Origin of the sequence: Quadrisphaera sp. GCM10027208, from assembly GCF_042658805.1 — a bacterium.
In the GTDB taxonomy this organism is placed as follows: domain Bacteria; phylum Actinomycetota; class Actinomycetes; order Actinomycetales; family SCSIO-59966; genus SCSIO-59966.
In genome coordinates, this window is record NZ_JBHSRC010000002.1 from 239,407 (window position 1) to 266,381 (window position 26,975).

At 74.8% G+C, this 26,975-nt stretch carries 23 protein-coding genes and 1 tRNA gene; 16 read left to right on the plus strand and 8 right to left on the minus strand.

Annotated features, from left to right (window positions below):
• The 7 genes from metG to ACFP6A_RS04220 all read left to right on the plus strand — a co-directional run bounded on the left by metG (nt 1) and on the right by ACFP6A_RS04220 (nt 8,925).
• Nucleotides 1-1,803 (plus strand): methionine--tRNA ligase, encoded by a 1,803-nt coding sequence (metG, locus tag ACFP6A_RS04190; RefSeq protein ID WP_379601788.1) that lies wholly within the window; start codon nt 1-3, stop codon nt 1,801-1,803.
• Nucleotides 1,800-2,681, plus strand: a complete 882-nt coding sequence (locus tag ACFP6A_RS04195) for a TatD family hydrolase (protein WP_379601790.1) — start codon at nt 1,800-1,802, stop codon at nt 2,679-2,681. Before metG ends, ACFP6A_RS04195 begins: the two co-directional genes overlap by 4 nt.
• A gap of 174 nt (nt 2,682-2,855) precedes the next feature.
• Nucleotides 2,856-4,007: a transglycosylase family protein gene (locus ACFP6A_RS04200; protein ID WP_379601792.1), complete on the plus strand. Its 1,152-nt coding sequence runs from the start codon at nt 2,856-2,858 to the stop codon at nt 4,005-4,007.
• 44 nt (nt 4,008-4,051) lie between these two features.
• On the plus strand, nt 4,052-4,879 hold the full coding sequence (gene rsmA, locus ACFP6A_RS04205; RefSeq protein ID WP_379601794.1) for a 16S rRNA (adenine(1518)-N(6)/adenine(1519)-N(6))-dimethyltransferase RsmA: 828 nt from the start codon (nt 4,052-4,054) through the stop codon (nt 4,877-4,879).
• Between the two features lie 9 nt (nt 4,880-4,888).
• A complete protein-coding gene (locus tag ACFP6A_RS04210) occupies nt 4,889-5,815 on the plus strand; it encodes a 4-(cytidine 5'-diphospho)-2-C-methyl-D-erythritol kinase (protein ID WP_379601796.1) in 927 nt (308 codons plus the stop codon).
• Nucleotides 5,816-5,822: 7 nt separating this feature from the next.
• Entirely contained in the window at nt 5,823-7,664 is a 1,842-nt protein-coding gene (locus ACFP6A_RS04215) for an ABC-F family ATP-binding cassette domain-containing protein (RefSeq protein ID WP_379601798.1), read from the plus strand.
• 76 nt (nt 7,665-7,740) lie between these two features.
• Nucleotides 7,741-8,925, plus strand: coding sequence for a GGDEF domain-containing protein (locus tag ACFP6A_RS04220; RefSeq protein ID WP_379601800.1), 1,185 nt, complete (start codon nt 7,741-7,743; stop codon nt 8,923-8,925).
• Here the strand turns inward: ACFP6A_RS04220 and ACFP6A_RS04225 are convergent.
• The 3 genes from ACFP6A_RS04225 to ACFP6A_RS04235 all read right to left on the minus strand — a co-directional run bounded on the left by ACFP6A_RS04225 (nt 8,884) and on the right by ACFP6A_RS04235 (nt 11,090).
• Nucleotides 8,884-9,375: a MarR family winged helix-turn-helix transcriptional regulator gene (locus ACFP6A_RS04225; RefSeq protein WP_379601802.1), complete on the minus strand. Its 492-nt coding sequence runs from the start codon at nt 9,373-9,375 to the stop codon at nt 8,884-8,886. The two genes, ACFP6A_RS04220 and ACFP6A_RS04225, sit on opposite strands and share 42 nt — an antisense overlap.
• A gap of 88 nt (nt 9,376-9,463) precedes the next feature.
• Nucleotides 9,464-10,069, minus strand: a complete 606-nt coding sequence (locus ACFP6A_RS04230; RefSeq protein ID WP_379602158.1) for a TetR family transcriptional regulator — start codon at nt 10,067-10,069, stop codon at nt 9,464-9,466.
• Between the two features lie 52 nt (nt 10,070-10,121).
• Nucleotides 10,122-11,090, minus strand: coding sequence for an acyl-ACP desaturase (locus ACFP6A_RS04235; RefSeq protein ID WP_379601804.1), 969 nt, complete (start codon nt 11,088-11,090; stop codon nt 10,122-10,124).
• Nucleotides 11,091-11,262: 172 nt separating this feature from the next.
• Here ACFP6A_RS04235 and ACFP6A_RS04240 point away from each other — a divergent pair.
• The 8 genes from ACFP6A_RS04240 (at nt 11,263) to ACFP6A_RS04275 (ending at nt 19,964) form a co-directional block, all read left to right on the plus strand.
• Nucleotides 11,263-11,337, plus strand: a tRNA-Gln gene (locus tag ACFP6A_RS04240).
• Nucleotides 11,338-11,484: 147 nt separating this feature from the next.
• Entirely contained in the window at nt 11,485-12,897 is a 1,413-nt protein-coding gene (gene glmU, locus ACFP6A_RS04245; protein ID WP_379602159.1) for a bifunctional UDP-N-acetylglucosamine diphosphorylase/glucosamine-1-phosphate N-acetyltransferase GlmU, read from the plus strand.
• Nucleotides 12,894-13,871, plus strand: a complete 978-nt coding sequence (locus tag ACFP6A_RS04250; protein WP_379601805.1) for a ribose-phosphate diphosphokinase — start codon at nt 12,894-12,896, stop codon at nt 13,869-13,871. Before glmU ends, ACFP6A_RS04250 begins: the two co-directional genes overlap by 4 nt.
• Before the next feature lie 372 nt (nt 13,872-14,243).
• Nucleotides 14,244-14,909, plus strand: a complete 666-nt coding sequence (locus ACFP6A_RS04255) for a 50S ribosomal protein L25/general stress protein Ctc (protein ID WP_379601807.1) — start codon at nt 14,244-14,246, stop codon at nt 14,907-14,909.
• 75 nt (nt 14,910-14,984) lie between these two features.
• A complete protein-coding gene (pth, locus tag ACFP6A_RS04260; RefSeq protein ID WP_379601809.1) occupies nt 14,985-15,581 on the plus strand; it encodes an aminoacyl-tRNA hydrolase in 597 nt (198 codons plus the stop codon).
• Between the two features lie 132 nt (nt 15,582-15,713).
• A complete protein-coding gene (locus ACFP6A_RS04265) occupies nt 15,714-17,246 on the plus strand; it encodes a sugar transferase (protein WP_379601811.1) in 1,533 nt (510 codons plus the stop codon).
• Nucleotides 17,239-18,729 (plus strand): oligosaccharide flippase family protein, encoded by a 1,491-nt coding sequence (locus tag ACFP6A_RS04270; RefSeq protein WP_379601813.1) that lies wholly within the window; start codon nt 17,239-17,241, stop codon nt 18,727-18,729. The genes ACFP6A_RS04265 and ACFP6A_RS04270 overlap by 8 nt, the downstream gene beginning before the upstream one ends.
• A complete protein-coding gene (locus tag ACFP6A_RS04275; RefSeq protein ID WP_379601814.1) occupies nt 18,726-19,964 on the plus strand; it encodes a hypothetical protein in 1,239 nt (412 codons plus the stop codon). Before ACFP6A_RS04270 ends, ACFP6A_RS04275 begins: the two co-directional genes overlap by 4 nt.
• On the opposite strand, the gene ACFP6A_RS04280 is transcribed toward ACFP6A_RS04275, so the two are convergent.
• A complete protein-coding gene (locus tag ACFP6A_RS04280) occupies nt 19,936-21,198 on the minus strand; it encodes a hypothetical protein (RefSeq protein WP_379601815.1) in 1,263 nt (420 codons plus the stop codon). The genes ACFP6A_RS04275 and ACFP6A_RS04280 overlap by 29 nt on opposite strands.
• Nucleotides 21,188-21,919 carry an RraA family protein gene (locus tag ACFP6A_RS04285; protein ID WP_379601816.1) on the minus strand — a complete coding sequence of 244 codons (732 nt, stop codon included), beginning with the start codon at nt 21,917-21,919 and terminating at the stop codon, nt 21,188-21,190. Before ACFP6A_RS04285 ends, ACFP6A_RS04280 begins: the two co-directional genes overlap by 11 nt.
• 80 nt (nt 21,920-21,999) lie before the next feature.
• Between ACFP6A_RS04285 and ACFP6A_RS04290 the strand changes: the two genes are divergently transcribed.
• The gene (locus ACFP6A_RS04290) at nt 22,000-23,085 is read left to right on the plus strand and encodes an isocitrate/isopropylmalate dehydrogenase family protein (protein WP_379601818.1); all 1,086 of its coding nucleotides are present in this window, start codon (nt 22,000-22,002) and stop codon (nt 23,083-23,085) included.
• Here the strand turns inward: ACFP6A_RS04290 and ACFP6A_RS04295 are convergent.
• Genes ACFP6A_RS04295 through ACFP6A_RS04305 form a run of 3 tightly spaced genes read right to left on the minus strand, consistent with a single transcriptional unit; the run spans nt 23,000 to nt 26,974 of the window.
• Nucleotides 23,000-25,000, minus strand: coding sequence for an O-antigen ligase family protein (locus tag ACFP6A_RS04295; RefSeq protein WP_379601819.1), 2,001 nt, complete (start codon nt 24,998-25,000; stop codon nt 23,000-23,002). The two genes, ACFP6A_RS04290 and ACFP6A_RS04295, sit on opposite strands and share 86 nt — an antisense overlap.
• Nucleotides 24,993-25,673, minus strand: coding sequence for a hypothetical protein (locus ACFP6A_RS04300; RefSeq protein WP_379601820.1), 681 nt, complete (start codon nt 25,671-25,673; stop codon nt 24,993-24,995). Before ACFP6A_RS04300 ends, ACFP6A_RS04295 begins: the two co-directional genes overlap by 8 nt.
• Entirely contained in the window at nt 25,673-26,974 is a 1,302-nt protein-coding gene (locus ACFP6A_RS04305; protein ID WP_379601821.1) for a glycosyltransferase, read from the minus strand. Before ACFP6A_RS04305 ends, ACFP6A_RS04300 begins: the two co-directional genes overlap by 1 nt.
• Nucleotide 26,975: the final 1 nt, after the last annotated feature.

The following is a 26,975-nucleotide window of genomic DNA, read 5'->3' on the forward strand; positions in this document are numbered from 1 at the left end:
ATGACCTCCGTGCTGTCCGCCGTCGCCTGGCCGTACGCCAACGGCCCCCGCCACATCGGCCACGTCGCCGGTTTCGGGGTGCCCTCCGACGTGTTCAGCCGGTACATGCGGATGGCCGGTCACGACGTCCTCATGGTCTCGGGCACCGACGAGCACGGGACGCCGATCCTCGTCGAGGCGGACCGGCAGGGGGTTACCGCGCGGGAGCTCGCCGACCGCTACAACCGGGTCATCGTCGAGGACCTGCACGCCCTCGGTCTGTCCTACGACCTGTTCACCCGGACGACGACCCGCAACCACTACGCGGTGGCCCAGGAGATGTTCCGCACCCTGCACCGCAACGGGTACATGGTGGAGCGGACGACGAAGGGTGCGATCTCGCCGTCCACCGGGCGCACCCTGCCGGACCGGTTCATCGAGGGCACCTGCCCGATCTGCGGCTACGACGGCGCCCGCGGCGACCAGTGCGACAACTGCGGCAACCAGCTCGACCCGGTCGACCTGCGCAACCCACGCAGCCGGATCAACGGCGAGCGGCCCGAGTTCGTCGAGACCCAGCACTTCTTCCTCGACCTGCCCGCGCTGGCCGACGCCCTCGGCGCGTGGCTGCAGGACCGGGCCGCCACCGGCACGTGGCGGCCCAACGTCATCCGGTTCTCCATGAACCTGCTCGAGGACGTCCGGCCGCGGGCGATGACCCGGGACATCGACTGGGGCATCCCGGTGCCGCTGCCCGGCTGGGAGGACAACCCGGCCAAGCGGCTCTACGTGTGGTTCGACGCGGTGATCGGCTACCTGTCGGCGTCCATCGAGTGGGCCCGCCGCGGCGGCGACCCCGACGCGTGGCGCCGGTGGTGGAACGACCCGACGGCCCGGTCCTACTACTTCATGGGCAAGGACAACATCACCTTCCACAGCCAGATCTGGCCGGCCCAGCTGCTCGGATACAACGGGCAGGGCGCCCGGGGCGGCACCCCCGGCAAGTACGGCGTGCTGCAGCTGCCCACCGAGGTCGTCTCCAGCGAGTTCCTCACCATGGAGGGCGGCAAGTTCTCCTCCAGCCGCGGCGTCGTCATCTACGTGCGGGACATGCTCGCCCGCTACCAGCCGGACGCGCTGCGGTACTTCATCGCGGTCGCCGGCCCGGAGAACCACGACACCGACTTCACCTGGGCGGAGTTCCGGCGCCGGACCAACGACGAGCTCGTCAGCACCTGGGGGAACCTCGTCAACCGCACCGCCAACCTCATCCACACGAACGTCGGCAGCATCCCCGAGCCGGGCCCGCTCACCGACGCCGACCACGAGGTGCTGGGCGCCGTCCGGGGAGCGTTCGCGCCGGTCGGCGAGCTCATCGGCAGCCACCGGCAGAAGCAGGCCGTCACCGAGGCGATGCGCGCGGCGGGCGAGGCCAACCGGTACCTGTCCGACCAGGCCCCGTGGAAGCTGCGGACCAGCGACCCCGAGCGGATGCGCACCGTGCTGCACGTCGCCGCCCAGGCGGTCAGCGACTGCAACCGGCTGCTCGCCCCGTTCCTGCCGCACAGCAGCCAGCAGGTCCACGAGGCCCTCGGGGGGACCGGCGTGTTCCAGCCGATGCCGCGCATCGACGAGGTCGACGACCTCGACGGCGGCCCCGGCTACCCGGTGATCACCGGTGACTACCGGGACCAGCCCCCGTGGGGCAGCACCCCGGTCGTGCCGGGGACGCCGGTCGGCCGGCCGTCCCCGATCTTCCGCAAGCTCGACGAGTCCGTCGTCGCCGAGGAGCTGCAGCGCCTGCAGGACAGGGCGTCGCAGTGACCACCGCACCCCCCGGGTACCCGCCGCTGCCGGAGCCGCTGCCCTCGCCGGTCGCCGACAACCACACGCACCTCGACATCCCCGGCACGCTGCGGGACGCCGACGGGCCGGGCCGGCGCTTCCCCACCGACGAGGAGGTCACCGCCCTGCTGGACGCGGCCGAGGCGGTGGGCGTGAACCGGGCCGTGCAGATCGGCTGCGACCTGCCGGCCGCCCGCTGGACCGTCGAGGCCGTCCGCCGCCACCCTCGGCTGATCGGCGGCGTGGCCGTGCACCCCAACGAGGCGCCGCGGCTGGCCCGCGAGGGCCTGCTCGACGAGGCGCTCGCCGAGATCGAGCGGCTGGCCGGTCAGCCGCGCGTGCGGGTGGTCGGGGAGACCGGGCTCGACCACTACCGCACCGACCCGGACGACGACGCCGCGCTGGCCGCCCAGCAGGAGTCGTTCCGGGCGCACGTCGAGATGGCCGGGCGCACGGACCGGGTGCTGCAGATCCACGACCGCGACGCGCACGCCGACGTGCTCCGGGTGCTCGCCGACGCGGGCGCACCGCCGCGCACCGTCCTGCACTGCTTCTCCGGCGACGCGGACCTGGCCCGCACCTGCGTCCGCAACGGCTGGTACCTCTCGTTCGCCGGGACGGTGACGTTCCGCAACGCCGCAGGCCTGCGCGAGGCGCTCGCGGCCGCCGGCCCCGAGAGGGTGCTGGTCGAGACGGACGCGCCGTACCTCACCCCGGTGCCGCACCGGGGCCGACCGAACGCCAGCCACCTCGTGCCGCACACCGTCCGGGTGATGGCCGACGTGCTGGGACTGTCGGTGACCGAGATGTGCCTGCGGCTGGACCGCGCGACCACGGAGGTCTACGGAACGTGGTGACGGTCACGTCGTAGGTCATCCGGGCGGCGACCGCGGTCACGGAGAAACCCCGTGGCAGGCAAAAAGCCTGTCAAGTCAACCGTTCGGGTTCGACTCGCAGGTCTCGATCCGGTTACGGTCATGCGGCCCGCCGGGGACTGCCCCCGGAACCCTGAATGACTGGAACACTCCACCGTGCCCAAGCTCCCCACCGCTCGCCTGACGCGCCGTCGCGCCCGGGTCGCGGGCCAGGCCAGCGTCGTCGCCGCCCTCGTGGCCGGCACCGCGTCCTTCGCCACCGCCGACACCACCGTGCAGCTGACCGTCGACGGCGAGACCCAGCAGGTCCGCGCCCACGGTGACACCGTGGCCGACGTCCTGGAGGCCGCCGACCTCGAGGTGACCGGGCGCGACATCGTCGTCCCCGGTCCCCAGGAGGAGGTCGAGGACGGCGAGCGTGTCGTCGTCCGGCTCGCCCGCGAGCTCACCCTCACCGTGGACGGCGACACCGAGACCTACTGGACCCACGCCCTGACCCTCGGCGAGGCCCTCGACGACCTCGACGTGCGCGCCGACCGGGCCGTGCTGTCCGCATCCCGCTCCACCGGCCTGGGCCGTGACGGCCTGGAGGTCGAGCTCACCACCCCCCGCAGCGTCCAGGTCGCCGTGGACGGCGAGATGATCGCCGCGGAGACCCACGCGCCGGACGTCGGCGCGCTGCTGGCCGAGATCGGTGTCACCGTCGGGGAGCGGGACCTGCTCTCGCTGCCGGCCGACACGCCGGTCACCGACGGCCTGACGGTCGCCGTCACCCGGATCACCACCGACGCCCTCGTGGAGGAGAAGGCGATCGCCTTCCCGACCGAGGAGCGGCGCACCGACGACCTCTACAGCGGCGAGAAGAAGGTCGCCCAGAAGGGCGTCGCCGGCGTCCGCACCCTCACCTACGAGAAGGTCTTCGCCAACGGCACCGAGATCGGCAAGAAGCTCGTCTCCGACGAGGTGACGACCGAGCCGACCCCGCAGGTCGTCCTCGTCGGCACCAAGGAGCGGGCGACCAGCACCGCGAGCAGCTCGGGCTCGACGTCGTCCGCGCCCGCCGTCGCCTCCGGCTCGGTGTGGGACCGGCTGGCGCAGTGCGAGTCCGGCGGCAACTGGTCCATCAACACCGGCAACGGCTACTACGGCGGCCTGCAGTTCTCGCTGTCGTCGTGGCGCGCGGTCGGCGGCACCGGGTACCCGCACCAGGCCTCCCGCGCCACCCAGATCCAGATGGGCGAGCGGCTCCGGGCCCAGCAGGGCTGGAGCGCCTGGCCGTCCTGCTCCGCCAAGCTGGGGCTGCGCTGAGCGCCCACCACCCGGTACCCGACGGCCTGCTCGGGCCCGCCGACGTGCGGGCCCTGGCAGGCCGTCTCGGCGTCCGGCCGACCAAGACGCTCGGGCAGAACTTCGTCGTGGACGCCAACACTGTCCGGCGGATCGTGCGCACCGCGGACGTCGGTCCCCGCGACGTCGTCGTCGAGGTGGGCCCCGGCCTGGGCTCGCTCACCCTCGGCCTGCTGGCGGCCGCCCGGCGGGTCGTCGCCGTCGAGGTCGACCCCGTCCTGGCCGGGGCGCTGCCGCGCACCGTCGCCGAGCACCGACCCGACCTCGCCGACCGGCTCGAGGTGGTCGCCGCCGACGCCCTCGACGTCCGGGACCTGCCCGGCCCGGCGCCCACCCACCTCGTGGCCAACCTGCCGTACAACGTCGCCGTCCCGGTGCTGCTGACGATGCTCGAACGGTTCGGCACCCTCACCGGGGCGCTCGTCATGGTCCAGGCCGAGGTCGCCCACCGGCTCGCCGCCGCCCCCGGGAGCCGCACCTACGGCGTGCCGACGGTCAAGGCCGCCTGGTACGCGGACGTCCGGCTGGCCGGGTCGGTCCCGCGCAGCGTGTTCTGGCCGGTGCCCAACGTGGACTCCGCGCTGGTGCGGCTCACCCGCCGGGAGCCGCCTGCCAGCCGCGCCGGCCGCGAGGCGGTCTTCGCCGTCGTCGACGCCGCGTTCGCCCAGCGCCGCAAGACGCTGCGCGCCGCGCTGGCCGGCTGGGCCGGGTCGGCCGCCGCGGCCGAGCAGGTGCTGCGGGCCGCCGGGGTGGACCCGACCGACCGCGGCGAGCGGCTCGGGGTCGCCGAGTTCGCGGCGGTCGCGGACGCCCGGCTCGCCCTGGTCCCCTAGGGTCTGGGTATGTCGAGGTCGTCGCCGCAGGTCGCCGCCCGGGCACCTGCCAAGATCAACCTCGCGCTCGCCGTCGGAGCCGTCCGCCGGGACGGGTACCACGACCTCGCCACCGTGTTCCACGCCGTGTCCCTGTACGAGGACGTCCTCGCCGAGCCGGGCGACGGGCTCGAGGTCGTCGTGCGCGGCGAGTACGCCGACGGCGTCCCGACCGGGCCCGACAACCTCGCGCTGCGGGCCGCGGCCCTGCTCGCCGAGCGCACCGGGGTGGACCCCGCCGTCCGGTTCACCGTCACCAAGACGGTGCCGGTGGCGGCCGGGCTCGCCGGTGGCTCCGCGGACGCAGCGGCCACTCTCGTCGCCTGCGACGCGCTGTGGCAGACCGGTCTGTCCCGGGACGCGCTCGTCGAGCTGGGCGGCGAGCTCGGCGCGGACGTGCCGTTCTGCCTGGTCGGCGGGACCGCGCTGGGCACTGACCGCGGGGACCGGCTGACCCCCGCGCTGGCCCGCGGGGAGTACCACTGGGTCCTGGCGCTGTCCTCGGCGCGGCTGTCCACCGCCGAGGTGTACGCCGAGTGCGACCGGCTGCGCGCCGGCCGGGCGCTGCCGGAGCCGCGCGTCCCGGCCGGGATGATGCAGGCGCTGCGCTCCGGCGACGCCCAGGCCCTGGGCGCCGCCCTCAGCAACGACCTGCAGCCGGCCGCCGTCAACCTGCTCCCGGACCTGGAGCGGGTTCTCGAGGTGGGCAGCGACTACGGCGCGCTCGGCGGTGTCGTGTCCGGGTCGGGACCGACCGTGGCGTTCCTCGTCCGCGACGCCGAGCACGCCCTGGACCTGTCGGTCGCGCTCACCGCGTCCGGCGTCGTCCGCAGCGTGCGCCGGGTCCGTGGGCCGGTGCCCGGCGCCCGGGTGGTCGAGCCCGTCGTCCTGCACTGAGGTCGCCGTGGCGCACCTGCTCAACGTCGAGGACGTCACCGTGCACGCCGGGGCACGCACCCTGCTCGACGGCGTCTCGGTCGGGCTCGACGACGGGGACCGGGTCGGGGTCGTCGGCCGCAACGGGGACGGCAAGTCCACCCTGCTGCGGCTGCTCGCCCGTGACGTCGTCCCGGACGCCGGTCGGGTCACCCACACCGGCGGCCTGCGCGTCGGCCGGCTCACCCAGCAGGACGCCGTCGACGGCGACCTCAGCGTCCGCCAGGCCGTCGTCGGCTCCGGGCCCGAGCACGTGTGGGCGTCCGACCCGCGGGTCCGGGACGTGCTCGACGGGCTGCTGGGGGACGTCGAGGCCGACGTCCCGGGCGGGGTCGAGGCGCCGGTGCGGCTGCTGTCCGGGGGCCAGCGGCGACGGGTCGCCCTCGCCCACCTGCTCGCCGGCGACCACGACGTCCTGCTGCTCGACGAGCCGACCAACCACCTGGACGTCGACGGGGTCGCCTGGCTCGCCGCGCACCTGCGCCAGCGGTGGCCGGCCGGCCGTGGGGGCCTCGTCGTCGTCACCCACGACCGCTGGTTCCTCGACGAGGTCGTCGAGCGCACCTGGGAGGTGCACGACGGCACCGTCGACGTCTACGACGGCGGGTACGCCGCGTACGTGCTGGCCCGCGCCGAGCGCGCCCGGACCGCGGCGGTCGCGGCCCAGCGGCGGGCGAACCTGCTGCGCAAGGAGCTCGCCTGGCTGCGCCGGGGCGCTCCGGCCCGCACGTCCAAGCCCCGCTTCCGCCTCGACGCGGCCGCTGCGCTCGTCGCCGACGAGCCGCCGCCGCGGGACCCGCTCGTCCTGCAGCGCACGGCCAGCGCCCGGCTCGGCAAGGACGTCGTCGACCTCGAGGGGGTCACCTACGCGGTCGGCGGCCGGGTGCTGCTGGACGACGTGACCTGGCGGCTCGGGCCCGGTGACCGGGTCGGGGTCGTGGGCGCCAACGGGTCGGGCAAGACGACCCTGCTGCGGCTGGTCACCGGCGAGCTGACCCCGGACGCCGGTCGGGTCCGCCGGGGGCGGACCGTGCGGATGGCGCTTCTCAGCCAGGACCTGCACGAGCTCGACGAGGTCGCCGGCCTGCGGGTCGTCGAGGCGGTGGAGCACGAGCGCCGGGTGGTCGAGGTCGACGGCCGGGAGGTGACGGCCGCGCAGCTCGTCGAGCGGCTGGGCTTCACCCGGGAGCGGGCCTGGACGCCGGTCGGGGAGCTCTCCGGCGGTGAGCGCAGGCGCCTGCAGCTGGCGCGGCTGCTCATGGACTCGCCGAACGTGCTGCTGCTCGACGAGCCGACGAACGACCTCGACACCGACACGCTGGCCGCGGTCGAGGACGTCCTCGACGGGTTCGCTGGGACCCTGGTCGTCGTCAGCCACGACCGGTACCTGCTCGAGCGGGTCGCCGACCGGGAGGTGGCGATGCTCGGTGACGGCACCCTGCGTGACCTGCCCGGCGGGGTCGAGGAGTACCTGGCCCTGCGCCGTGGCCGCCAGCGCGCGGGGACGGCGACGTCCGCCCTGGCCGGCGGCGCCGGGGCTGCGGCGTCCGGCCGCGGGGACACTGGTGGGACTGGTGCGGCCGCCGCACCGTCGGCGACCGAGGTCCGGGCTGCGCGCAAGGAGATGGCCCGGATCGAGCGGCAGCTGTCCCGCCTCGCGGAGCGGGAGGCCCGGCTGCACGCCGAGCTCGCGGCGTCCGCGACCGACCACGAGGCGGTCACGGCCCTGGACGCCCGGCTGCGGGAGCTGGCCGCCGAGCGCGACCGGCTCGAGGAGGAGTGGCTGGCCGCGGCCGACGTCGCGGGGTGACCCGGTTCCCTCCGGTGGTGTGCCGGCCCTACCATCAGCGGGTCCGACGAGCGGGGCGGGGCCAGGGGGTGGTGCCATGCCGACGCGCCAGGTCCGGCGCAGTCGGGCCTACCTCATCGGGATCGCCATCGGGGTGCCGAGCATCATCGGCATCTGGCTGACGCAGCGGGCCGACGACCACGTGGTGGGGGTCACGTACCCGGTGCTCGTGGTCTACCTGCTCGGGGCCGGGTGGGTGCTGCGGTACCGCCCGCACCTGACCCGGGCGGTGGAGCGGACGACCTTCGCCGCGGTCTCCCTGCTGTGGCTGCTGCGGCTCGGCTTCGAGCTGCACCGGGGGGACCCGGTCGCCGGCTGGCAGCAGGTCACGCCGTGGACGTTCATCACCCTGCCGCTGCTCGCGCTGCTGGGCTACGTCGTCCACGACACCGCCGCGGCGCTGCGCCGAACGGTGCTGCTGCCGCTGGTGTCCTCCGTGCTGTCGCTGTCGGCGCTCGTGCCCGCCGCGACGGCGACCGGCGACTGGTCGGCGGTGATCGAGCTGGTGCGCTACGAGGTGTACCTCATGGTGACGATGGTCTTCGTCCACGCCCTGGCGCTGCACAAGGACGAGGCCGCCCGGATCCAGCTCGAGGCCGAGCGGCTGCGCCTGCTCGCCCACCACGACTCGCTGACCGGCCTGCCCAACCGGCGCTACCTCGAGGAGGTCCTCGAGCGCAACGTGGCCTCCGCCGACCGGGCCGGTCGTCCGCTGTCGGTGCTCCTGTTCGACCTGGACCGGTTCAAGGAGGTCAACGACACCCACGGGCACGCCGCCGGCGACCTGGTCCTGCGGGACGTCGCCCGGTCCGTCGCCGCTCACACCCGGCCCCTGGACGCCGTCGGGCGCTGGGGCGGTGAGGAGTTCCTCGTCGTCCTGCCGGACACCGACCGCGAGGCGGCGGTGGCCGTGGCCGAGCGGATGCGCGCCGCCGTGGCCGAGGGGACGGCCGCGGCCGGGGTGCCGGTCACCGCGAGCTTCGGGGTCGCCCAGTACTGGTCCGGAGCCGCAGCGGCCGACCTCGTCGCCGAGGCCGACCAGCTGCTCTACGCGGCGAAGTCGTCCGGTCGGGACGCCGTCCGCAGCGCGTGGCTTCCGGCGGCACGCGCCCCCGCCGCCGGGGTGCCGCTCGACGGCACTGCCCTCGGGACGACCCCCGGGGACGGCGGCTCAGCCGGCTCAGGAGTCGAACGGCGCGACGAGCCGGCGCAGCAGCCCTGACAGGGTCTCCTGCTCCGCCGCGGACAGGTCGCCGAGCAGCTCGTGCTCGCGCGCCAGCAGGTCCGCAAGAGCAGCGTCCACCCGCTCCAGACCGGCGTCCGTCAGCTGGACCAGGACGCCGCGGCGGTCGCCGGGTGCGCGGTGACGCTCGACGAGGCCGCGGGCGGCGAGCCGGTCGATCCGGTGGGTCATCGTGCCGCTCGTGACGAGGGTCTGGGTGACGAGCTGTCCGGGGGAGAGCTGGTAGGGCGGGCCGGTGCGTCGCAGCGCCGACAGCACGTCGAAGTCCCAGGTCTCGAGGTCGTGCTCAGCGAACGCGGCCCGGCGGGCCCGGTCGAGGTGGCGGGCGAGACGGGTGACCCTGGACAGGACGCCGAGCGGGGTGACGTCGAGGTCGGGGCGCTCGCGCCGCCAGGCCGCGACGATCCGGTCGACCTCGTCCTGCGGCACCCGGCCAGCGTAGCCTCTCGACGTCAAGACACCTGTTCCCTCGCGCCACGTCGTGCGGCCACGACGTGCCGAGCACGCCGGGCGGTCGCTAGCCGGGGCGGCGGCTCGACAGCGCTGGCTTGGCCTCCAGCCCCGACAGGCCGTTCCACGCCAGGTTCACCAGGTGCGCGGCGACGTCCGCCTTCTTCGGCTTGCGGTTGTCGAGCCACCACTGCCCGGTGAGGGCGACCATGCCGACGAGCATCTGCGCGTACATCGGCGCCGTCCGGGCGTCGAGGCCGCGTCGCCTGTACTCGGCGACGAGGATGTGCTCGACCTGGGTCGCGACGTCGCTGATGAGGCTCGCGAAGGTGCCGGTGGACTGGGCCACCGGCGAGTCCCGGACGAGGATGCGGAAGCCGTCCGTGGAGCTCTCGATGTAGTCGAGCAGTGCCAGCGCTGCCCGCTCGAGCAGCTCGCGCGGGTGCCCCTCGCTGACCAGCGCCCCGGCGATCCCCTCGAGCAGGGTCTCGATCTCGCGGTCCACGACCACCGCGTAGAGCCCTTCCTTGCCGCCGAAGTGCTCGTAGACGACGGGCTTGGACACCTGTGCCCGGGCCGCGATCTCCTCGACGCTGGTCCCCTCGTAGCCCTTCTCGGCGAACAGCCTGCGGCCGATGTCCAGCAGCTGCTCACGGCGCTGCTTGCCGGTCATCCGGGCCCGGGGCGGGCGGGGGGTCGGCGTGTCGTCGCGGCTCACCCGCCCATCATGCCGTGCTGGTGCGCCCGGCCCGTCGGGCCGCGGCCTCCTCCCGGCGGGCGACGAACGTCGCGGCCCGGGCGTCGAGGTCGGCGACGAGGCGAGCGAGGTCCTCCCGTGCTGCCTCCCCGCGCGGGCCGAGGTCGTCACGGTCGAACACCTTCCAGAACCGCAGCACCGGCTGGACCACCTCGTCGTGGTGCAGCCGCAGGTCGTAGATCCCGGCGAGCGCGATCGTCATCGCGTTGCGGCGGAAGTCCGGCATCCCGGCGCCAGGCATCTCGAACGCGGCGACCTCGTCCCGCACCGCCTCCATGGTGGCGTCCGGCTCGCGGTCGAACGCCGCCGCCATGAGGTTGCGGTAGAAGACCATGTGGAGGTTCTCGTCGACGGCGATCCGGGCCAGCAGCTGCTCGGCCACCGGGCAGCCGGTGGCCCGACCGGTGTTGCGGTGGCTCACCCGGGTCGCCAGCTCCTGGAACGAGACGTAGGCGAGGGTCCGCAGCATCGAGCGCTCGCCGGAGTCGTAGCCGGCGCTCATGTGCTGCATCCGCAGCTGCTCGAGCTGTACCGGGTCGACGCCGCGGGTCACCACGAGGTAGTCCCGCAGGGCCACCCCGTGCCGGCCCTCCTCGGCCGTCCAGCGTCCTACCCACTCTCCCCACGCGGCGTCCCGGGTGAATCGCTCGGAGATCTCCCGGTGGTAGGAGGGCAGGTTGTCCTCGGTGAGCAGGTTGACGATCATCGCCGTGCGGGCGACCGGGTCGAGCCGCGAGTCCTGCGGCACCCAGTCCTCGCCGCCGAGGAACGCGAAGTCGCGGCCCTCGCTCCACGGCACGTAGTCGTGCGGGTTCCAGTCGCGGACCACCTGCAGGTGGCGCTCCAGGTTCTCGGCGACGACGGGCTCGAGCTCCAGCAGCATCCGGGACTGCAGGGCGGCGTCGGCTTCGGGGTCGTGCAGTGGTGGGGCGGTCATCCCGGTTCTCTCGGTCGACAGGTCGGCTTGGTTGCGCCTACGTAACCGTAACCACGGACGCGGTGCTCCTGTCCAGTCCTGCGGGGGAGACTTTGCCGAGTCCGGACGCGGGCCGGACGCCGGCCGGACGTCGTCCCGTCCCCGACCAGCGGCGGTACCCTCACGCCGGCGGTCCCCCGTGGTGTAACTGGCAGCACACCAGGTTTTGGTCCTGGTGGTCAGGGTTCGAGTCCTTGCGGGGGAGCCAGCCGGTGACGTCCCGGTGGCGCGGGGGTTACCGGCCCGCCGGTAGCATGACCAGTCGACGTCACCGCCGAACGCCGAGGAGCCCTGCCGCGTGAGCGCGTCCCGCCCGGCCGCCGTCGTCGTCCTCGCCGCCGGTGAGGGCACCCGGATGAGGTCGTCGACGCCGAAGGTCCTGCACCGGATCGCCGGCCGCACCCTGCTCGGCCACGCGGTGGCCGCCGCCCGCGGGCTCGACCCCGAGCACCTCGTCGTCGTCGTCCGCCACGAGCGGGACCAGGTGGCCGCCCACGTCGCCGAGATCGACCCGGGCGCGCTCGTCGCCGACCAGGACGACGTCCCCGGGACCGGCCGCGCCGTCCGCTGCGGTCTCGACGTCCTGCCCCGGGACCTCAGCGGCACCGTCGTCGTCACCTACGGGGACGTCCCGCTGCTGGAGACCAGCACCCTGGCGGCCCTGGTGGCGGCGCACCGGGACGCCGGCAACGCGGTGACCGTGGTGACCGCCGAGGTGGACGACCCGACCGGTTACGGCCGGGTGGTGCGCGACGCGGACGGCGCGGTCACCGAGATCGTCGAGCACAAGGACGCGACGCCCGACCAGCTCGCCGTCCGCGAGATCAACTCGGGGATCTACGCCTTCGACGCCGCCGTGCTCGCCGACGCCCTGCGCCGCGTCCGGCGGGACAACGCCCAGGGCGAGGTGTACCTCACCGACGTCCTGGGCATCGTCCGCGGTGACGGGCGGCGGGTCGCCGCCCACCGGGTGGACGACGCGTGGCAGACCGAGGGGGTCAACGACCGGGTCCAGCTGGCCCGGCTGGGTGCCGAGCTGAACCGGCGGCTGCTCGAGCGGCACATGCGGGCCGGGGTCACCGTCGTCGACCCGGCGACGACGTGGGTGGACGTCGACGTCGAGCTGGCCCCGGACGTCGTCCTGCTGCCCGGCACCCAGCTGCACGCCGGGACGGTGGTGGAGACCGGGGCGAGCGTCGGGCCGGACACCACGCTGAGCGGCGTCCGGGTCGGTGCCGGGGCGAGCGTCGTGCGCAGCCACGGCAGCGACGCCGAGATCGGGCCGGGTGCCGCCGTCGGCCCGTTCTCCTACCTGCGGCCCGGCACCCGCCTGGGTGCCGACGGCAAGATCGGTGCCTTCGTCGAGACGAAGAACGCCGTCATCGGCACCGGCTCCAAGGTCCCGCACCTCAGCTACGTGGGGGACGCGGAGATCGGCGAGGGGTCGAACATCGGCTGCGCCACCGTGTTCGTCAACTACGACGGGGTCGCCAAGCACCGCACCGTCGTCGGTGACCACGTCCGGATCGGCAGCGACACGATGCTCGTCGCGCCGGTCACCATCGGGGACGGGGCGTACACCGCCGCCGGCTCCGTCATCACCGAGGACGTCCCCGCCGGGGCGATGGCGGTGGCCCGCGGCCGGCAGCGGACGATCGAGGGGTGGGTGGAGCGCCGCCGCGCCGGCACCCCGGCCGCCGAGGCGGCCCGCCGGGCCCGTGGCACGGAGCCGACCAGCAGCACCGACGACGAGGGAGCGGCCGGATGACGGGTATCACGACGACGGGGGAGAAGCGCCTCGTGCTCATCGGGGGCCGGGCGCACCCGGAGCTCACCGAGGAGGTCGCCGCCGCGCTCGGCGTCGAGGTCGTGCCGACGACGGCCTACGACTTCGCCAACGGTGAGATCTACGTCCGCTTCCAGGAGAGCGTCCGCGGCTCCGACGCGTTCGTCATCCAGAGCCACTGCGCCCCGATCAACCAGTGGATCATGGAGCAGCTGCTCATGGTCGACGCGCTGAAGCGGGCGTCCGCCAAGCGGATCACCGTCGTCGCCCCGTTCTACGGCTACGCCCGGCAGGACAAGAAGCACCGCGGCCGGGAGCCGATCTCGGCCCGGTTGATCGCCGACATGTTCCGCACCGCGGGCGCTGACCGGCTGATGAGCGTCGACCTGCACGCCGCCCAGATCCAGGGCTACTTCGACGGGCCGGTCGACCACCTGTGGGCGCTGCCGCTGCTCGCCGACTACGTCGGCAGCCGGGTGGACCGCAACAGGCTCACCATCGTCTCCCCGGACGCCGGCCGGGTCCGGGTGGCGGACCTGTGGTCGGACCGGCTCGGGGCACCGCTGGCGATCATCCACAAGCGGCGGGACCCGAACGTGGCCAACCAGGTCAAGGTGCACGAGCTGGTCGGGGACGTGGAGGGCCGCACCTGCGTGCTCGTCGACGACATGATCGACACGGCCGGGACCATCGTGCAGGCGGCGGAGGCGCTCAAGGACAACGGCGCGGCGGACATCGTCGTCGCAGCGACCCACGCGGTGCTGTCCGGCCCGGCGGTCGACCGGCTCAAGAACAGCGCCGTCAGCGAGGTCATCGTGACGAACACGCTGCCGGTCGCCGAGGAACGACGCTTCCCGCAGCTCACCACGCTGTCGATCGCGCCGCTGATCGCCCGCGCCATCCGCGAGGTGTTCGACGACGGCTCGGTCACCAGCCTGTTCGAGGGCAACGCCTGACCCGAACCTCCTCACGGTGGCCGCACTTCGACCACAGAATGCTGCCCTCGGCCCGGCCTGGCCGGCGTGTCGCGCCACCAACCCAGCATTCTGTGAGCCGGACGGTGGTCGGTGGGTGGCGGGACTGCATGATCACGAAGAGGGGCTTGGCTGGTCGCGGGGGAGGGTGGGGCGAGTTGGGCGAGTTGGGCGAGCGGAGGGGCGCTGGCTAGACTCGCCCGGTTGCCTCGGCGAGGGACGCCGCACGGCTGGCCAGCCGTCCGTCCGTGATCGACGCGGTGGTCCTGCGACCGTGCCGCGCCCCGCGTCGAGGCCACCGCCCGAACGACACCGTCCCAGCCAGACACCATCCCAGCCCAGGAGCGATGCGCCGTGTCCGAGAACAAGATCACCGCCGAGGTCCGCACCGAGTTCGGCAAGGGTGCCGCCCGCCGCATCCGCCGCGCGGACAAGATCCCCGCCGTCGTGTACGGCCACGGCGAGCAGCCCACGCACATCACCCTGCCGGGCCACGAGACGATGCTGGCGCTCAAGCACTCCAACGCCCTGCTCGACCTGCAGATCGAGGGCGGGCGCTCGACTCTGGCCCTGGTCAAGGACGTCCAGCGGGACCCGGTGAAGCGGTTCATCGAGCACGTCGACCTCGTCGTCGTGCGCCGCGGGGAGAAGGTCGAGGTCGAGATCGCCGTCCACGTGACCGGCGAGGCCGCGCCGGAGACGTTCGTCACCGTGGAGCACCAGACGCTGCTCGTCGAGGCCGAGGCCACCCACATCCCGGAGAGCGTCGAGGTCTCCGTCGAGGGCCTCCGGGCCGGCACCCAGATCCACGCCGGTGACATCGAGCTGCCCCCCGGCACGACGCTGGTCACGGACCCCGAGGCGCTCGTCGTCAACGTGTCCCAGGCGATGACCTCGGCCGCGCTGGAGGCCGAGCTGGCCGAGGCCGAGGCGGAGGTCGGTATCGCGCACGAGACCTCCGAGCAGGCCGCCGCGGCGCCCGCCGGGGGTTCGCCGGCCGGGGACACCGAGCAGGAGTGACCCGTCGTCGGGGCCGCCGTCACGGCGGCCCCGACGCACCTCGCCGTCCCCTCGCCCGCACACCAGGAGCGCCCCGTGACCGACCTGTGGATCGTCGTCGGGCTCGGCAACCCCGGCGCCGGCTACGCGGGCAACCGGCACAACGTCGGCCACATGGTCCTCGACGAGCTGGCCGGCCGCACCGGGGCAGTCTTCCGCGCCCACCGCAGCCGGGCCGCCGTCGCCGAGGCCCGACTGGGCACGCTGCCGGGCGGGGCCCCCGGCCCCCGGGTGGTCCTCGCCAAGCCGACCACGTACATGAACGTCTCCGGCGGTCCGGTCGCGGCCCTGGTCCGGTTCTTCTCCGTCGAGCCCACCGACGTCCTCGTCGTGCACGACGAGCTCGACCTGCCGTTCGGGACGCTGCGGCTCAAGCGAGGGGGCGGTGAGGGCGGCCACAACGGGCTGCGAGACATCAGCAAGGCCCTCGGCACCCGGGACTACGTGCGCCTTCGGTGCGGGATCGGTCGCCCACCCGGGCGGATGGACCCGGCGGACTACGTCCTGCGGGACTTCTCCCCGGCGGAGCGTGCGGACCTGCCGTTCCTGCTCGCCGACGCCGCGGACGCCGTGGAGCTCGTGGTGACCGAAGGGCTCGAACGTGCCCAGCTCACCGTGCACACCTCCCAGTGAGCGTGACGCCGCGTCACGTCCTCGTGACGCTCCCGCGACATCGTCGCGGATAAGGGTCAAGCGGAGGTAAAGCACCTGGGCCTGCCCCCGGCTCCTCCCGTGTCATCAGGACACGACGAGGAGGCCGGGTTGATGGAGAGCACCACGGGGCCGGGGCATGACCTCCCGGTACAGCAGGCGGACGTCGAGCAGGCGGGCGTCCCGGACGTCGGCACCCCCCGGACGACGCAGGTGCCCGCGCCTCGCCGGTCCCCGGCGCCGACGTCGGCACCGGCCACCGGGAGCCGTCCCGGCTGGTTCACCCGCCGACCGCTGGCCCCTCGCCCGCCCTGGCAGGGGCACTTCACCCCGTGGTGGCCCGCGCTGCTCGTCGCCGTGGACGTGCTGGCGGTCGCCGGGGCGGCGGTCGTCGTCGAGGAGGTCTCCCGTCGGGTGCTGACGATGGGCGCCCTGACGATCGCCCTGTTCGCCGTCGGTGGGCTCTACCGCAACCGGCTCACCCCGTCCGTCCTCGACGACGTCGCCGGTCTCGTCGGCCGGGCCCTCATCGCCGGCGCGGTGGTCACCGGCCTCGGCGCCTTCCTCGACGGGTGGGCCGGCCGGGCCACGCTGCTCGCCGCGGGGGCGATGGCGGCCCTCGCCACCCTCGGGCGGGCCGTCGTCTACGCGTTCCTGCGGGCGGCGCGGCGTCGCGGCCGGGTCACCCACCGCACCCTCGTGCTCGGCGGCGGCGAGCTCGCCGGGCAGCTCGCCACGACGTTCCTCGAGCACCCCGAGACCGGTCTGTTGCCGGTCGGGTTCCTCGACGACGACCCGCTGCTGCCGGCCGAGCGACGTCCGGTGCCGCACCTGGGACGCAGCAGTGACCTCGTCGACGTCATCATCGACCAGCGGATCGACGAGGTCGTGGTCGCCTACGCGTCCATCCGCGAGGCCCAGCTGGTGGACCTGCTGCGCGCCTGCGACCGGCTCGCCTGCGAGATCCTCCTCGTCCCCCGGCTCTACGAGCTGAGCCCCACCACCCGCGACATGGAGACGGTCTGGGGCACTCCGCTGGTGCGCATCCGGCGGGCGCCGTTCCGCACCCAGATGTGGCGCCTCAAGCGGGTCCTCGACGTCGCTGCCTCGGCGGCAGCGCTCGTCGTCCTGGCGCCGCTGCTCGCCGCCGTCGCGTTCGCCGTCCGGGTCGGGATCGGGTCCCCCGTGCTGTTTCGCCAGGAGCGGGTAGGGCTGGACGGCCGCTGCTTCGTGCTGCTGAAGTTCTGCTCCCTGCGTCCGGCGGGCCAGTCGGAGTCGGCGCAGCGCTGGAACATCAGCCACGACGACCGGTTGACGCCCGTCGGCCGGTTCATCCGGCGCACCAGCCTCGACGAGCTGCCCCAGCTGTGGAACGTGCTGCGCGGTGACATGAGCCTGGTCGGGCCACGGCCCGAACGGCCGTACTTCGTCGAGGAGTTCGCCCGCCGCTTCCCGCTCTACATGGCCCGCCACCGGGTGCCGGCGGGCCTGACCGGGGCGGCGCAGGTGGCCGGTCTGCGCGGTGACACCTCGATCATGGACCGGGCCCGGTTCGACAACTACTACGTGGAGAACTGGTCGCTCTGGAACGACTGCAAGCTCCTGCTGCGCACCGCCGGCCAGGTGGTCCGCGGTGCCGGTGGCTGACACCGCTGCGCCGCCGGCCGGGCAGACGTCGCTCAGCGCCGGGCGGGCCGCGCGCACCGTCGGCTGGGCGGTGGTGTCCCTGGCCGGCAGCAAGCTCGTCGTCTTCGTCACCACGCTGGCGATGGCCCGGCTGCTCGTGCCCGAGCAGTTCGGGGTGGTCGCCGCCGGCCTGACGCTCATCGCCCTGGTCGAGACCGGTCTCGACCTCGGGGTCGGTGCCGCCGTCGTCTACGAGCAGGAGACCGGGGTCAGCGACCGGATCCGGACGGCGTTCACCCTCAACCTTCTGGTCGCGGCCGTGCTCACCGTCACCGCGGTCACCTCGGCCCCGCTCGTCGCCGCGCTGTTCGGCGTCCCGGACGACGTGCTGCTCCTGCAGGTGCTGTTCGGCTACCTGCTGCTGCGCGGCGCCGGACAGGTGCCCGACGCCGTGCTGCGCCGGGACCTGCGGTTCAAGCGCCGGGCGGTCGTCGAGATCTCCCGGGCCGGGGTGCGGGCCGTCGTGTCGATCGGGCTCGCGGTGGGCGGGGCGGGGGCGTGGTCGCTGGTGGGTGGTCTGCTCGCCGGGGAGCTCGTCGGCACGGTGGCGACGTGGTGGGCCATCCGGTTCGTGCCGCGGCTCAGGATCGACCGGTCCGTGGCGGCCACCCTGCTGCGGTTCGGCGGCGCCGTCCTGGCCATCCGGCTGCTGACCGCGGTCGGCGAGAACGCCGACTACGTGGTCGTCGGCAACCGCCTGGGTCCCGAGGACCTCGGGCTGTACCTGCTCGCCGTCCGCGTCCCCGAGCTCTTCCTCGCGAACATCTACTGGATCGTCTCCAGCGTGGCGTTCTCGCTGTTCTCCCGGGTGCGTGCGGTGCACGCCGAGGAGTTCGGCTCCGTCGTCCTGCGCGCCCTGCGGCTCATCACCGTGCCGGCGTTCGCCGCGGCGGCCGGCCTGGTCGTCGTCGCCGAGGACCTTACCGGCGTGCTGCTCGGCGACACCTGGGCCGGCGCGGCCGGGCCGATGGCGCTGATCGCCGTGGCGATGGGCGTGTCTGCGATCGCCTACGCCTCCGGCGACGTGTTCCCCGCCATCGGCCGGCCCGGTGTGCTGGCCCGGGTGCTCGTGCCGGTGGTGCTGCTGCGCGTCCTGGCCCTGCTCGCCGCGGCCCCCCACGGCCTGGTGGCCATCGCCGGTGCCCAGCTCGTCGTGAGCGTGGTCAACGCGGTGGTCCGGCTCGTCCTCGTGCACCGGCTCGTCCGGCTCTCCGGCCGGGCGCTGCTGGGCGCGCTGGTCCCCGCAGCCGTCACGGCGACCGGTGCCCTGCTCGGGGCGGTGCCGGTCACCAGCCTGATGGCACCCGGGCCGGGCCGGCTCGCGGCCACCGTGGTCGCCGGCGCGGGCACGGCGGTGCTGCTGCTGCGCCTGCTCGCACCGGCCGCGCTGGACGACATCGTCGGGGTGGTCCGGTCGGCGACGTCCCGGCAGGCGGTCCGGTGAGGGCAGCGACGAGCCGGTGGGTGCACCGGTGGCTCGTCCGGCTCGCCCTGGCCGGCGACCCGGTGGACGGTCTCCGGCACCGGCTGCTGTGGCCCGCCACGGTGCTCGACCCGCGTACCGTCGGGGTGCTGCTGGGTATGCGCCGGTCCGCGCGGCTCACCACCCCGCTGCTCGACACCGCCCGTACCGGTGCCTACGCCGCCGTGTGGCGGGACGCCGCCCAGGCCGCCGGCGCCCGGGTGGAGCTGGGCCCGGGCGGGACCCTGAGGCTGGACCGCGACGGCCACTGCGTCGAGCTCGGTTCGAACCTCGTGCCGCTGGACGGTCAGGAGGCGCTGGCCACGGCGGGGGACAAGTGGGCGACCCGCCGGCTGCTGCGGGACAGCGGGGTCCCGACCCCGCGGGCGGTGCGCGTCGGCCCGCACGCCACCGGGCCGGCCTTCGACCTGCTCGCCGCGACCGGGCGCTGCGTCGTCAAGCCGGCCCGGGACACCGGCGGCGGGCTGGGCGTCGTGTGCGACGTGCGCACCCCCGGCGAGCTCGTCCGCGCGCTGGTGGCCGCGGGCCGGTGGTCACGCGACGTCCTCGTCGAGGAGCAGCTCGACGGCGCGGAGCTGCGGGTGCTGGTCCTCGACGGCCGCGTGGTCGGCGCGGTCCGGCGGTACCGGCCCGTCGTCGTCGGGGACGGGGTCTCGAGCGTCGCGGCGCTCGTCGTGGCGGAGAACTGGCGCCGCGTCCTCGCGCACGGGGCGGACGGGCAGTGGGGGATCGCGCCGGACCTCGACACCCAGCTCGCGGTACGGCACGCCGGGCTGCGGCTCACCTCGGTGCCGGCGGCCGGGCGGCGGGTGACGGTCAAGGGCGCGGCCAGTGCGACCGCCGGCCACGACCACGAGACGGTGACGGTGGGCGGGCCGTTGGAGGCCGACGTCCTGCGGTCGGTCGACGCCCTGGGCCTGCGGTGGGCCGCCGTCGAGCTCATCACCCCGGACCCGTCCCGGTCGCTGTGCTCCGCCGGCGGCGCGGTGATCGAGGTGAACTCGACGCCAGGGCTGCTCTACCACTACCAGGTCCGTGAGGTGGCCACGCGGGTGCCGGTCGCCCGGGCCGTCGTGGAGACGCTGATGCGGGAGAGCCCGCGCCGGCCGTTGGCGACCCCGCGCCGTCCCGTCGACGACGCCGTGCCCGGCGCGTCCCCCGGCGAGCTCAGGCCCGGGGCCGGCCCGCAGCGGTGACCGCGCGCCGCGCTCGGCGGGCGGCGCCCCGGCCCTTGCCGAGGAGGAAGCGCGCGTCGTGCACGAGCGTCGGTGCGGGGTCGTCGCGGTCGAACACCGGGAGGTGCTGGCGCCGGGCCAGGGACCGAACCCAGTCGCCGGTGGACAGCTGCCCGGCCGACCGGTACGCCCAGAACGCCTGGGCGTCCTCCCACGGGTGCCACTGCCGGACGCCGGTGGCGAAGTCGGCCACCGGCGGGACGTCGAGGCCGACCGCCCGGCGGTAGGCGACACCCGCAAGGTCCACGCCGGCGTTCTGCACGAGCCTGTCCGCGGCGGTGAACCGCGGGTTGCACTCGATGAGGGTCAGGCCGCCGTCCCGGGCGTCCACCTTGAACTCCACGTTGCCGATCCAGGTGAGCCCCACGCCGCGGAAGAAGCGAAGCCCCTCGCGGGCCGCCTCGGGCACCCAGTCGCTCTCGTGCAGCGTGCCGAGCCCGAACCCGGGCGGGTTCTGCCGCGGCTTGCGCTTGGTGAAGTGCAGCAGCGCCTCGCCGTCCGGGGTGAGGTAGGTGTAGTAGCTGCAGTAGGCGTCGTCCCGGCCCGGCACGATCTCGGTGAGCAGCACCGACAGACCGGCCTCGTCGATCGCGGTGAGCGTGCGCCGCAGCTCGTCGACGTCCCGGACGACGACGGCCTTGACACCGAACACCTGGGCGAACCGGTGGGAGTGACGCGGCTTGACCGCGCAGGGGAAGGTGAAGTCCGCGGCCACCCGGTCGAGGTCCGCCCCGGCCTCCAGGGTGGCGGTGCGCGGGGCTCGGACCCCGACCGCCCGGGCCAGCTGGTAGGTCTGCTGCTTGTCGAGCATCGCCAGGGTGACGTCGTCGTCGGACTCCGGCGGCCGCAGCCCGCGGGCAGTCAGCGCGGGCCTGCGGGTGGCCAGGTACTCCAGCGCGATGTCGCTGCACGGCAGCAGCACCGCGCCGTCTGGGGCACGGTCCAGCCAGTCGTCCCAGACCTGGGGTGCCCGGGACGCCGACGTGGCCTCGACGAACCCGGCGACGTGCCGGGAGTACCGCAGCAGCGAGCCGCCCGCCCCGTCGGACAGGCCGTGCACCCGGACCCCTTGCCGGGACAGGGACCGCGCCACGGCGAGGGAGTTCGAGCTGCCGCCCAGGACGACGGCGTCCGGGCCCCCGGCCAGCGCCGGCCGTGCCGGTCCGCCGGCCGTCGGACGCCGGTCAGAGCGCATCGACGGTGAGCCCACCGGCGTCCAGCACGTCGTCGACCCAGCCGTTCGAGAACGCGCCCCGGGCCACCGAGGCCGCGTACGCCGCGTCGTCCCGGCGCCGGCCCTCGAGCCGGTCGTGCACCTCCTTGACGTTCTCCAGCGGGACGACGACCACGCCGTTGGCGTCCGCGACGACGAGGTCGCCCGGGTGCACGACGATTCCGCCGCAGCTCACCGGGTAGTTGATCTCCCCGGGGCCGCGGTGCAGCGGCCCGATCGGGGTCACCCCGCGAGCGAAGACCGGGAAGTCGCCGAGCGCGGCGATGCCGGGCAGGTCCCGGATCAGCCCGTCGACCACGACGCCCGCGATCCCACGGTGGCGGGCCTTCGTGCACACCAGGTCGCCCAGGACGGCGGTCATGGTCGACCCGCTGGCGTCGACGACGAGGACGTCGCCCGGGCGGGCGACGTCGAGCGCCTTGTGCACCATGAGGTTGTCGCCGGGGAAGACCTTGACCGTGCACGCCGGTCCCACCACGGACAGTCGGGGGTCGGTCATCGGCTGGATCGCCACGCACATCGTGTACAGGCGGTTCATCATGTCCGACACGTCGGGGGTGGGGTAGGCGCGGAACGCGTCGACGAACACCTCCCCGGGGCGGTCGTCGGACCGGCGCAACCGAAACCCCGGACCTGGGTTCATCTCCGCCGAACGGGGCCTGCGCGCTGCTGTCTGGGCCACCGGAGCCTCCTGCCGTCGTGCCGTCTCCAGCAACGTAACAACGGCCGGTGCGGCGCGCGGGGCAAACGTAGGATTCGGGCATGGGCCACCTCGTCACCCTCGTCCCCGGCGACGGGATCGGCCCCGAGGTGACCGCTGCCGCCCTTCTCGTCCTGGACGCCGTCGGCGCCGACATCGACTGGGACACAAGGCATCTCGGCAGCAGTGCTCTGGACCGTGGCGAGACCTCCGCCGTCCCGGCCGGCACCGTGGAGTCGGCTCGGCGGACGGGCTGCGTGCTGAAGGGGCCGGTGTCGACTTCCCGTGACGGCGGCTTCCGCTCACCGAACACGGGTCTGCGCCGCGAACTCGGGCTGTTCGTCCAGCTCCGCCCGGTACGGGCGGTGCCGGTCGCCGGCGGAAGCGCCCCACCGCTCGACGTCGTCGTCGTCCGGCAGACCGGTGAGGACCTCTACGCCGGCTGGGAGCTGGCGCCCGGCTCACCCGCCGCGGTCGAGGCGCTGCGCGCCGCCGGCGCCGACGACGTCTCGGCGTCCGGAGTGTCGCTCAAGGCGTTCAGCCCGGCCGCCGTCCGTCGCACCGCTGAGTTCGCTCTGCGGTGGGCGCAGGCGCACGGGCGGCGACGGGTCACGGTCGTCCACAAGGCGACGGTGATGCGGGAGACCGACGGGCTGTTCCTGCGGGTGTGCCGGCAGGTCGCCGCGGAACGGCCCGGCGACGGTCCTACCGCCGGGGTCGAGCTCGACGACGCCCTCGTCGACAACGCGTGCGCCCAGCTGGTCCGCCGACCGGCCGCCTTCGACGTCCTGCTCACCGGGATGCTGTACGGGGACGTGCTCAGCGACCTGGCGGCCGCCGTCGCCGGGGGGGTGGGCCTGGCCCCCGGAGCCGCCTACGGCCCGGACGCCGCGGTGTTCGAGGCCGCGCACGGCTCGGCACCCCGCCACGCGGGCCAGGACCGGGCGAACCCGATGGGTCTGATCCGTTCGGCCGCCCTCATGCTGCGTCACCTGGGGGACGGCGAGCGCGCGGCCCGGGTCGAGTCCGCGGTCGACGCCGTGCTCGCCGAGGGCCGCGACCTCACGTACGACCTGGCGCCGGGGACGCCGGTGGGGACGCGCAGGTGCGCCGAGGCGATCGCCGAGCGAGCGGCCTCGTCAGGGTGAGCAGCCGGCGCCCACCGAGGCCGGCGGCCAGCACGCCGGCGGCGCAGGCCACGGCGAGGCCCACCGGACGGGTCGTCGTGCGCTGCAGCTCCGGCTCGCTGGTGCGTATCGCGTACCGGTAGAGGTCCTGGCTGAACGCCACGTCCTGCAGCAGCTGGCGACCCGCCGCCGAGGCGAGCCGGCTCGCGGTCACCGGGTCCTGGTGCGTCGTCGTCAGCTCGATCACGTCGCTGCCGAAGCGGTGGCGCGCGGACACCGTGGCCTGAGCCGCCAGGGCCGGGTCGATCCCGGTCCGTTCGGCCGCCTGGTGCAGCAGCCCGGGACGGGACGCCAGCGCGTTGAACGTCGCGATCACCTGCGGGCGGGACAGCACGTCCCGGGTGTACGCGGTCTCACCCGCGGGACCGCCGACGATGACCCCGGTCGTCGTCGCGGCCCACCGTTCGCCGCTGGCCACGACGAGCACGGTGGCGGCGACCGCGGCCGCGAGCACGCCGACGCCCGAGGCCCGCGCGACTCGCCGGGTGAGGACGGCCAGCCCCGGGCCGCGGACCACGCGGAAGCCGGAGGCGTCGAGCTCCCGCGTCCGCACGTCGGCGGCGACGACCATCGCCACGACGAGCAGCAGCACGGAGAACCCGGCCAGGTGCAGGAACAGCGAGGACACCGCCCACCCGAACAGCCCCGCGGTGACCCCCCGGGCGAGGTGGTCCGGCGCCCGGGGCGCCGGCAACCCGAGGCGCCGGCGCCGCCGGGCGGTGTCGGCCGACACGACCAGGGTCCCGCCGATGAGGACGAGCCAGCCGGCGAGCCCGGCCACCCCGCTCTCGGCCAGCATCTCGAGGTAGATGTTGTGCGGGGCCAGCGGCTGGGACAGCGGCGTCTCTGTCAGTCGGCGGTACTCCGGCTGCGCTGCCACGAACCCGCCGACCCCGACGCCGGTCGCCGGGTGGTCCGCCGCCATCCGCAGCGCGATCTGCTGCACGGTCGCCCGGTCCACCAGCGACTGGTCGGTGCGACTCGGCGTACCCGGCTCGACCATCGTCAGGGTCGCCAGCCGGGTGCTCGTGCCGGGGAAGGCGACGACGAGCACGACGGCGGTCAGCGCCCCGACCATGAGCCGCCGGGACGACGCCCCGGACAGGACCAGCCACACCGCGGCAGCCAGCATCGTGGCCAGCAGGCCGCCGCGGGACTGGGTCAGGTACTGCCCGCCCGCCATCAGCAGCGCGGCCACCCACCAGGCGTGCCGCCACGCGCCGAGGCGCCGGTCGGTGGCCAGCGCCAGCGCCACCGGCAGCAGCAGGACGAGGTGCCGGGACCAGAAGTTGGGGTCCGACTCCGGGCCGGAGTGCCGCTCGGTGGCCGAGCCGACGTCCGCGCCGACCGGGACGTTGACGAACCCGCCGAAGTCCGCCCCCGGCAGCAGCGTCTCCCGCAGCAGGCTGAGACCGGCCAGCAGCGCCGCGGCCCCGACCGCGGCCATCGCGGTCGTGCGGATCGTGGCTGACGCGCGCCCGGTGGAGGACATCAGCACGGCGGCGGCCAGGAACGGCACGACGTGCTTGAGCTCCTCGACCAGCGCCGCCGTCGACACCGCGGTGTCGAGCGCCGAGACCAGGGACAGCAGCCGGACCGCGGCGTAGACGACGAGCAGCAGGTAGACCACCGACCAGCGGGGTCGCAGTCGGCCGCGCAACCAGCCGACGAGGACGGCCGCCAGCAGCAGCCCGATGAGCAGGACCTGGATGCTCAGCGGACCGAGCGGGCCGACGACCGTGCTGGCGTTCGTCACGACCGCCACCGCGTAGCCGGCGAGCAGGACGCGCGGGCGCAGCACGGCGACCGTCGCAGCCGCGGTCAGCAGGAGCAGGACCAGCACGGCCAGCACGGGGCTGGTGAGGAGGTCAGCCACCGTCGTCCGGGCCGCCGGTGACGGCGACCCGGTCGGTGCGGCGGGAGGCCGGGGTCTGCGGGACGGGCCCGACGAGGTGTCCGACCACGTCCGGGGCCACCCGTCGACGCAGCAGCCGGTAGGCGACCTGCTGGGCGACGACCCCGGCCGCCAGGGCGACCAGGGCCATGACGGTCACCATCGAGCCGGTCGCGATCGACGACAGGCTCGCCGTGCCCTCCGCCGTCCCGACGACCCGCCCCTGGTACGGCGAACCCATCTGCGCGATGGACTCCTGCGCCCACCGGGCGGCGGCGTCGGCGGTCTCCTCGGCGTCCTCGGGGCTGGCCGCGGTGGCCGCCACGTCGATGACGCTGGTGTCGGTGACCACCTGGAACGCCAGCGAGCGCCCCTCCAGCTCACCGCCGGCCAGGTCCAGCTCCGTGTCCAGGAACGGTGCCGGGTCGCCGGCGTCCAGCAGGGCCACGTAGGTGGCCGGGACGTTGCCACGGCTCAGCGTGTCGTAGTAGCCGGCGAGCGCGTCCGGGTTCGCCCCCGGGGTCACCGGCAGGATCAGGACGGTCGCGTGCGCCGTCCAGGACGCCGGCTGGCCCAGGGCTACCGGGACGCCGAGCGCGAGCCCGGTCACCGTGGCGAGGCTCCCGACGACGAGGGAGGTCCGCAGTGCGTGCACTAGGCCACCAGCTCTCTCGTGCGCTCCTCCGGGGGCTCCTGCAGTGGCTTCCCTGAGGTTGCCGGCGTGGGAGCCGCCGGTACCCAGGGACCGCGCGCGGCCCGGCGCCACACCGTCGGCTGCCGCCGGGCAGCCAGCCGGACCGCGCCGCGGACGGCGGCCGCGTTCGTCAGCAGGAACTGCGTCGGAGCGCCGAGGGCGGGCCGGCCGGTGACCCAGCCGGCGGCCCCGGCCCCGTACCCGAGCACCTGCGCGGCCAGCAACCAGCGGGCGCTGCGGTGCCGGGACGCCGCCGCCGCGGACGTCGCCAGCAGCCCGGGCAGCAGGAGCGGGACGACGTGGTTGCGCAGCAGCCGGTGGGACCCGAACGCGAGCGCCGTCATCCCGCGCCGGGGGTCGGCCAGGCGCAGGTGCCGCAGCGAGGTCTGCCAGGTGCCGGCGGCGATCCGGGTGCGCCGCTCCATCTCGTCGGCCGCGCGGGCCGAGACCGTCTCGACCGCCCGGGCTGCGGGGGCGTAGGCCACCCGGTGACCGTGCAGCAGGGCGTCGCAGACCAGGTGGTAGTCGTCGTTGAGGACCCCGGGGGGAATTGGCCGGAACGTCGAGCGCCGCACCGCGCACACCTCGCCGGGGGCGCCCATGACGCATCCGAACCGGGACTCGCCGGCCTTGACCACCGACTCCAGCCGCCAGTACAGGCCTTCCCCGGAGCCGTGGGACCCGGCACCGACGACGACCTTGGCGCCGCTCACCACCGCCACCCGGGGGTCCGCTGCCGCGGCGGCCAGCGCGCGCAGGGCACCGGGGGCCAGGGAGCAGTTCGCGTCGGTGAGGCAGACGAGCTCCCCGGTGGCTGCGAGCACCCCCCGGTTGACCGCGGCGCTCTTGCCGGCCGGCACCGGGGCGGTGAGCACCCGGGCACCCGCGGCCCGGGCCAGCTCCGCGGTGCGGTCGGTGGACCCGTCCGCGACGACGAGCACCTCGAGCAGCGCGGGCGGGTAGTCCTGCGCCAGGCTGTCGCGCACCTTCTCGCCGATGACCTGCTCCTCGTCGAGTGCGGCCACGAGCACCGTGACGGCCGGCAGCGTGTCGTCTGGTTGACCGCCGGCGACTGCCGGGCCGGTGGCGCCCGCCGCGGCGCGGCGCATCAGCAGGGGGTAGCCCAGGTGCGTCCAGGCCGCCGCTGCCACAGCGGCCCAGGTGAGCGCCGCGGCGCGGTCCGCCAGGTCCATGACGACCACGCTCGCAGCCGGTCGGGGCGCCGCGCAGCCGATTCGGCGGAAGTCGTCTCCGCGGGTCACG

Bases quoted from the DNA above. Each gene is read 5' to 3' on its own strand.
- metG (WP_379601788.1), top strand. From the start codon at position 1: ATGACCTCCGTGCTGTCCGCCGTCGCCTGGCCGTACGCCAACGGCCCC.
- ACFP6A_RS04210 (WP_379601796.1), top strand. From the start codon at position 4,889: ATGTCGAGGTCGTCGCCGCAGGTCGCCGCCCGGGCACCTGCCAAGATC.
- ACFP6A_RS04220 (WP_379601800.1), top strand. From the start codon at position 7,741: ATGCCGACGCGCCAGGTCCGGCGCAGTCGGGCCTACCTCATCGGGATC.
- ACFP6A_RS04230 (WP_379602158.1), bottom strand. From the start codon at position 10,069: ATGACCGGCAAGCAGCGCCGTGAGCAGCTGCTGGACATCGGCCGCAGG.
- ACFP6A_RS04235 (WP_379601804.1), bottom strand. From the start codon at position 11,090: ATGACCGCCCCACCACTGCACGACCCCGAAGCCGACGCCGCCCTGCAG.
- glmU (WP_379602159.1), top strand. From the start codon at position 11,485: ATGAGGTCGTCGACGCCGAAGGTCCTGCACCGGATCGCCGGCCGCACC.
- ACFP6A_RS04250 (WP_379601805.1), top strand. From the start codon at position 12,894: ATGACGGGTATCACGACGACGGGGGAGAAGCGCCTCGTGCTCATCGGG.
- ACFP6A_RS04265 (WP_379601811.1), top strand. From the start codon at position 15,714: ATGGAGAGCACCACGGGGCCGGGGCATGACCTCCCGGTACAGCAGGCG.
- ACFP6A_RS04280 (WP_379601815.1), bottom strand. From the start codon at position 21,198: ATGCGCTCTGACCGGCGTCCGACGGCCGGCGGACCGGCACGGCCGGCG.
- ACFP6A_RS04290 (WP_379601818.1), top strand. From the start codon at position 22,000: ATGGGCCACCTCGTCACCCTCGTCCCCGGCGACGGGATCGGCCCCGAG.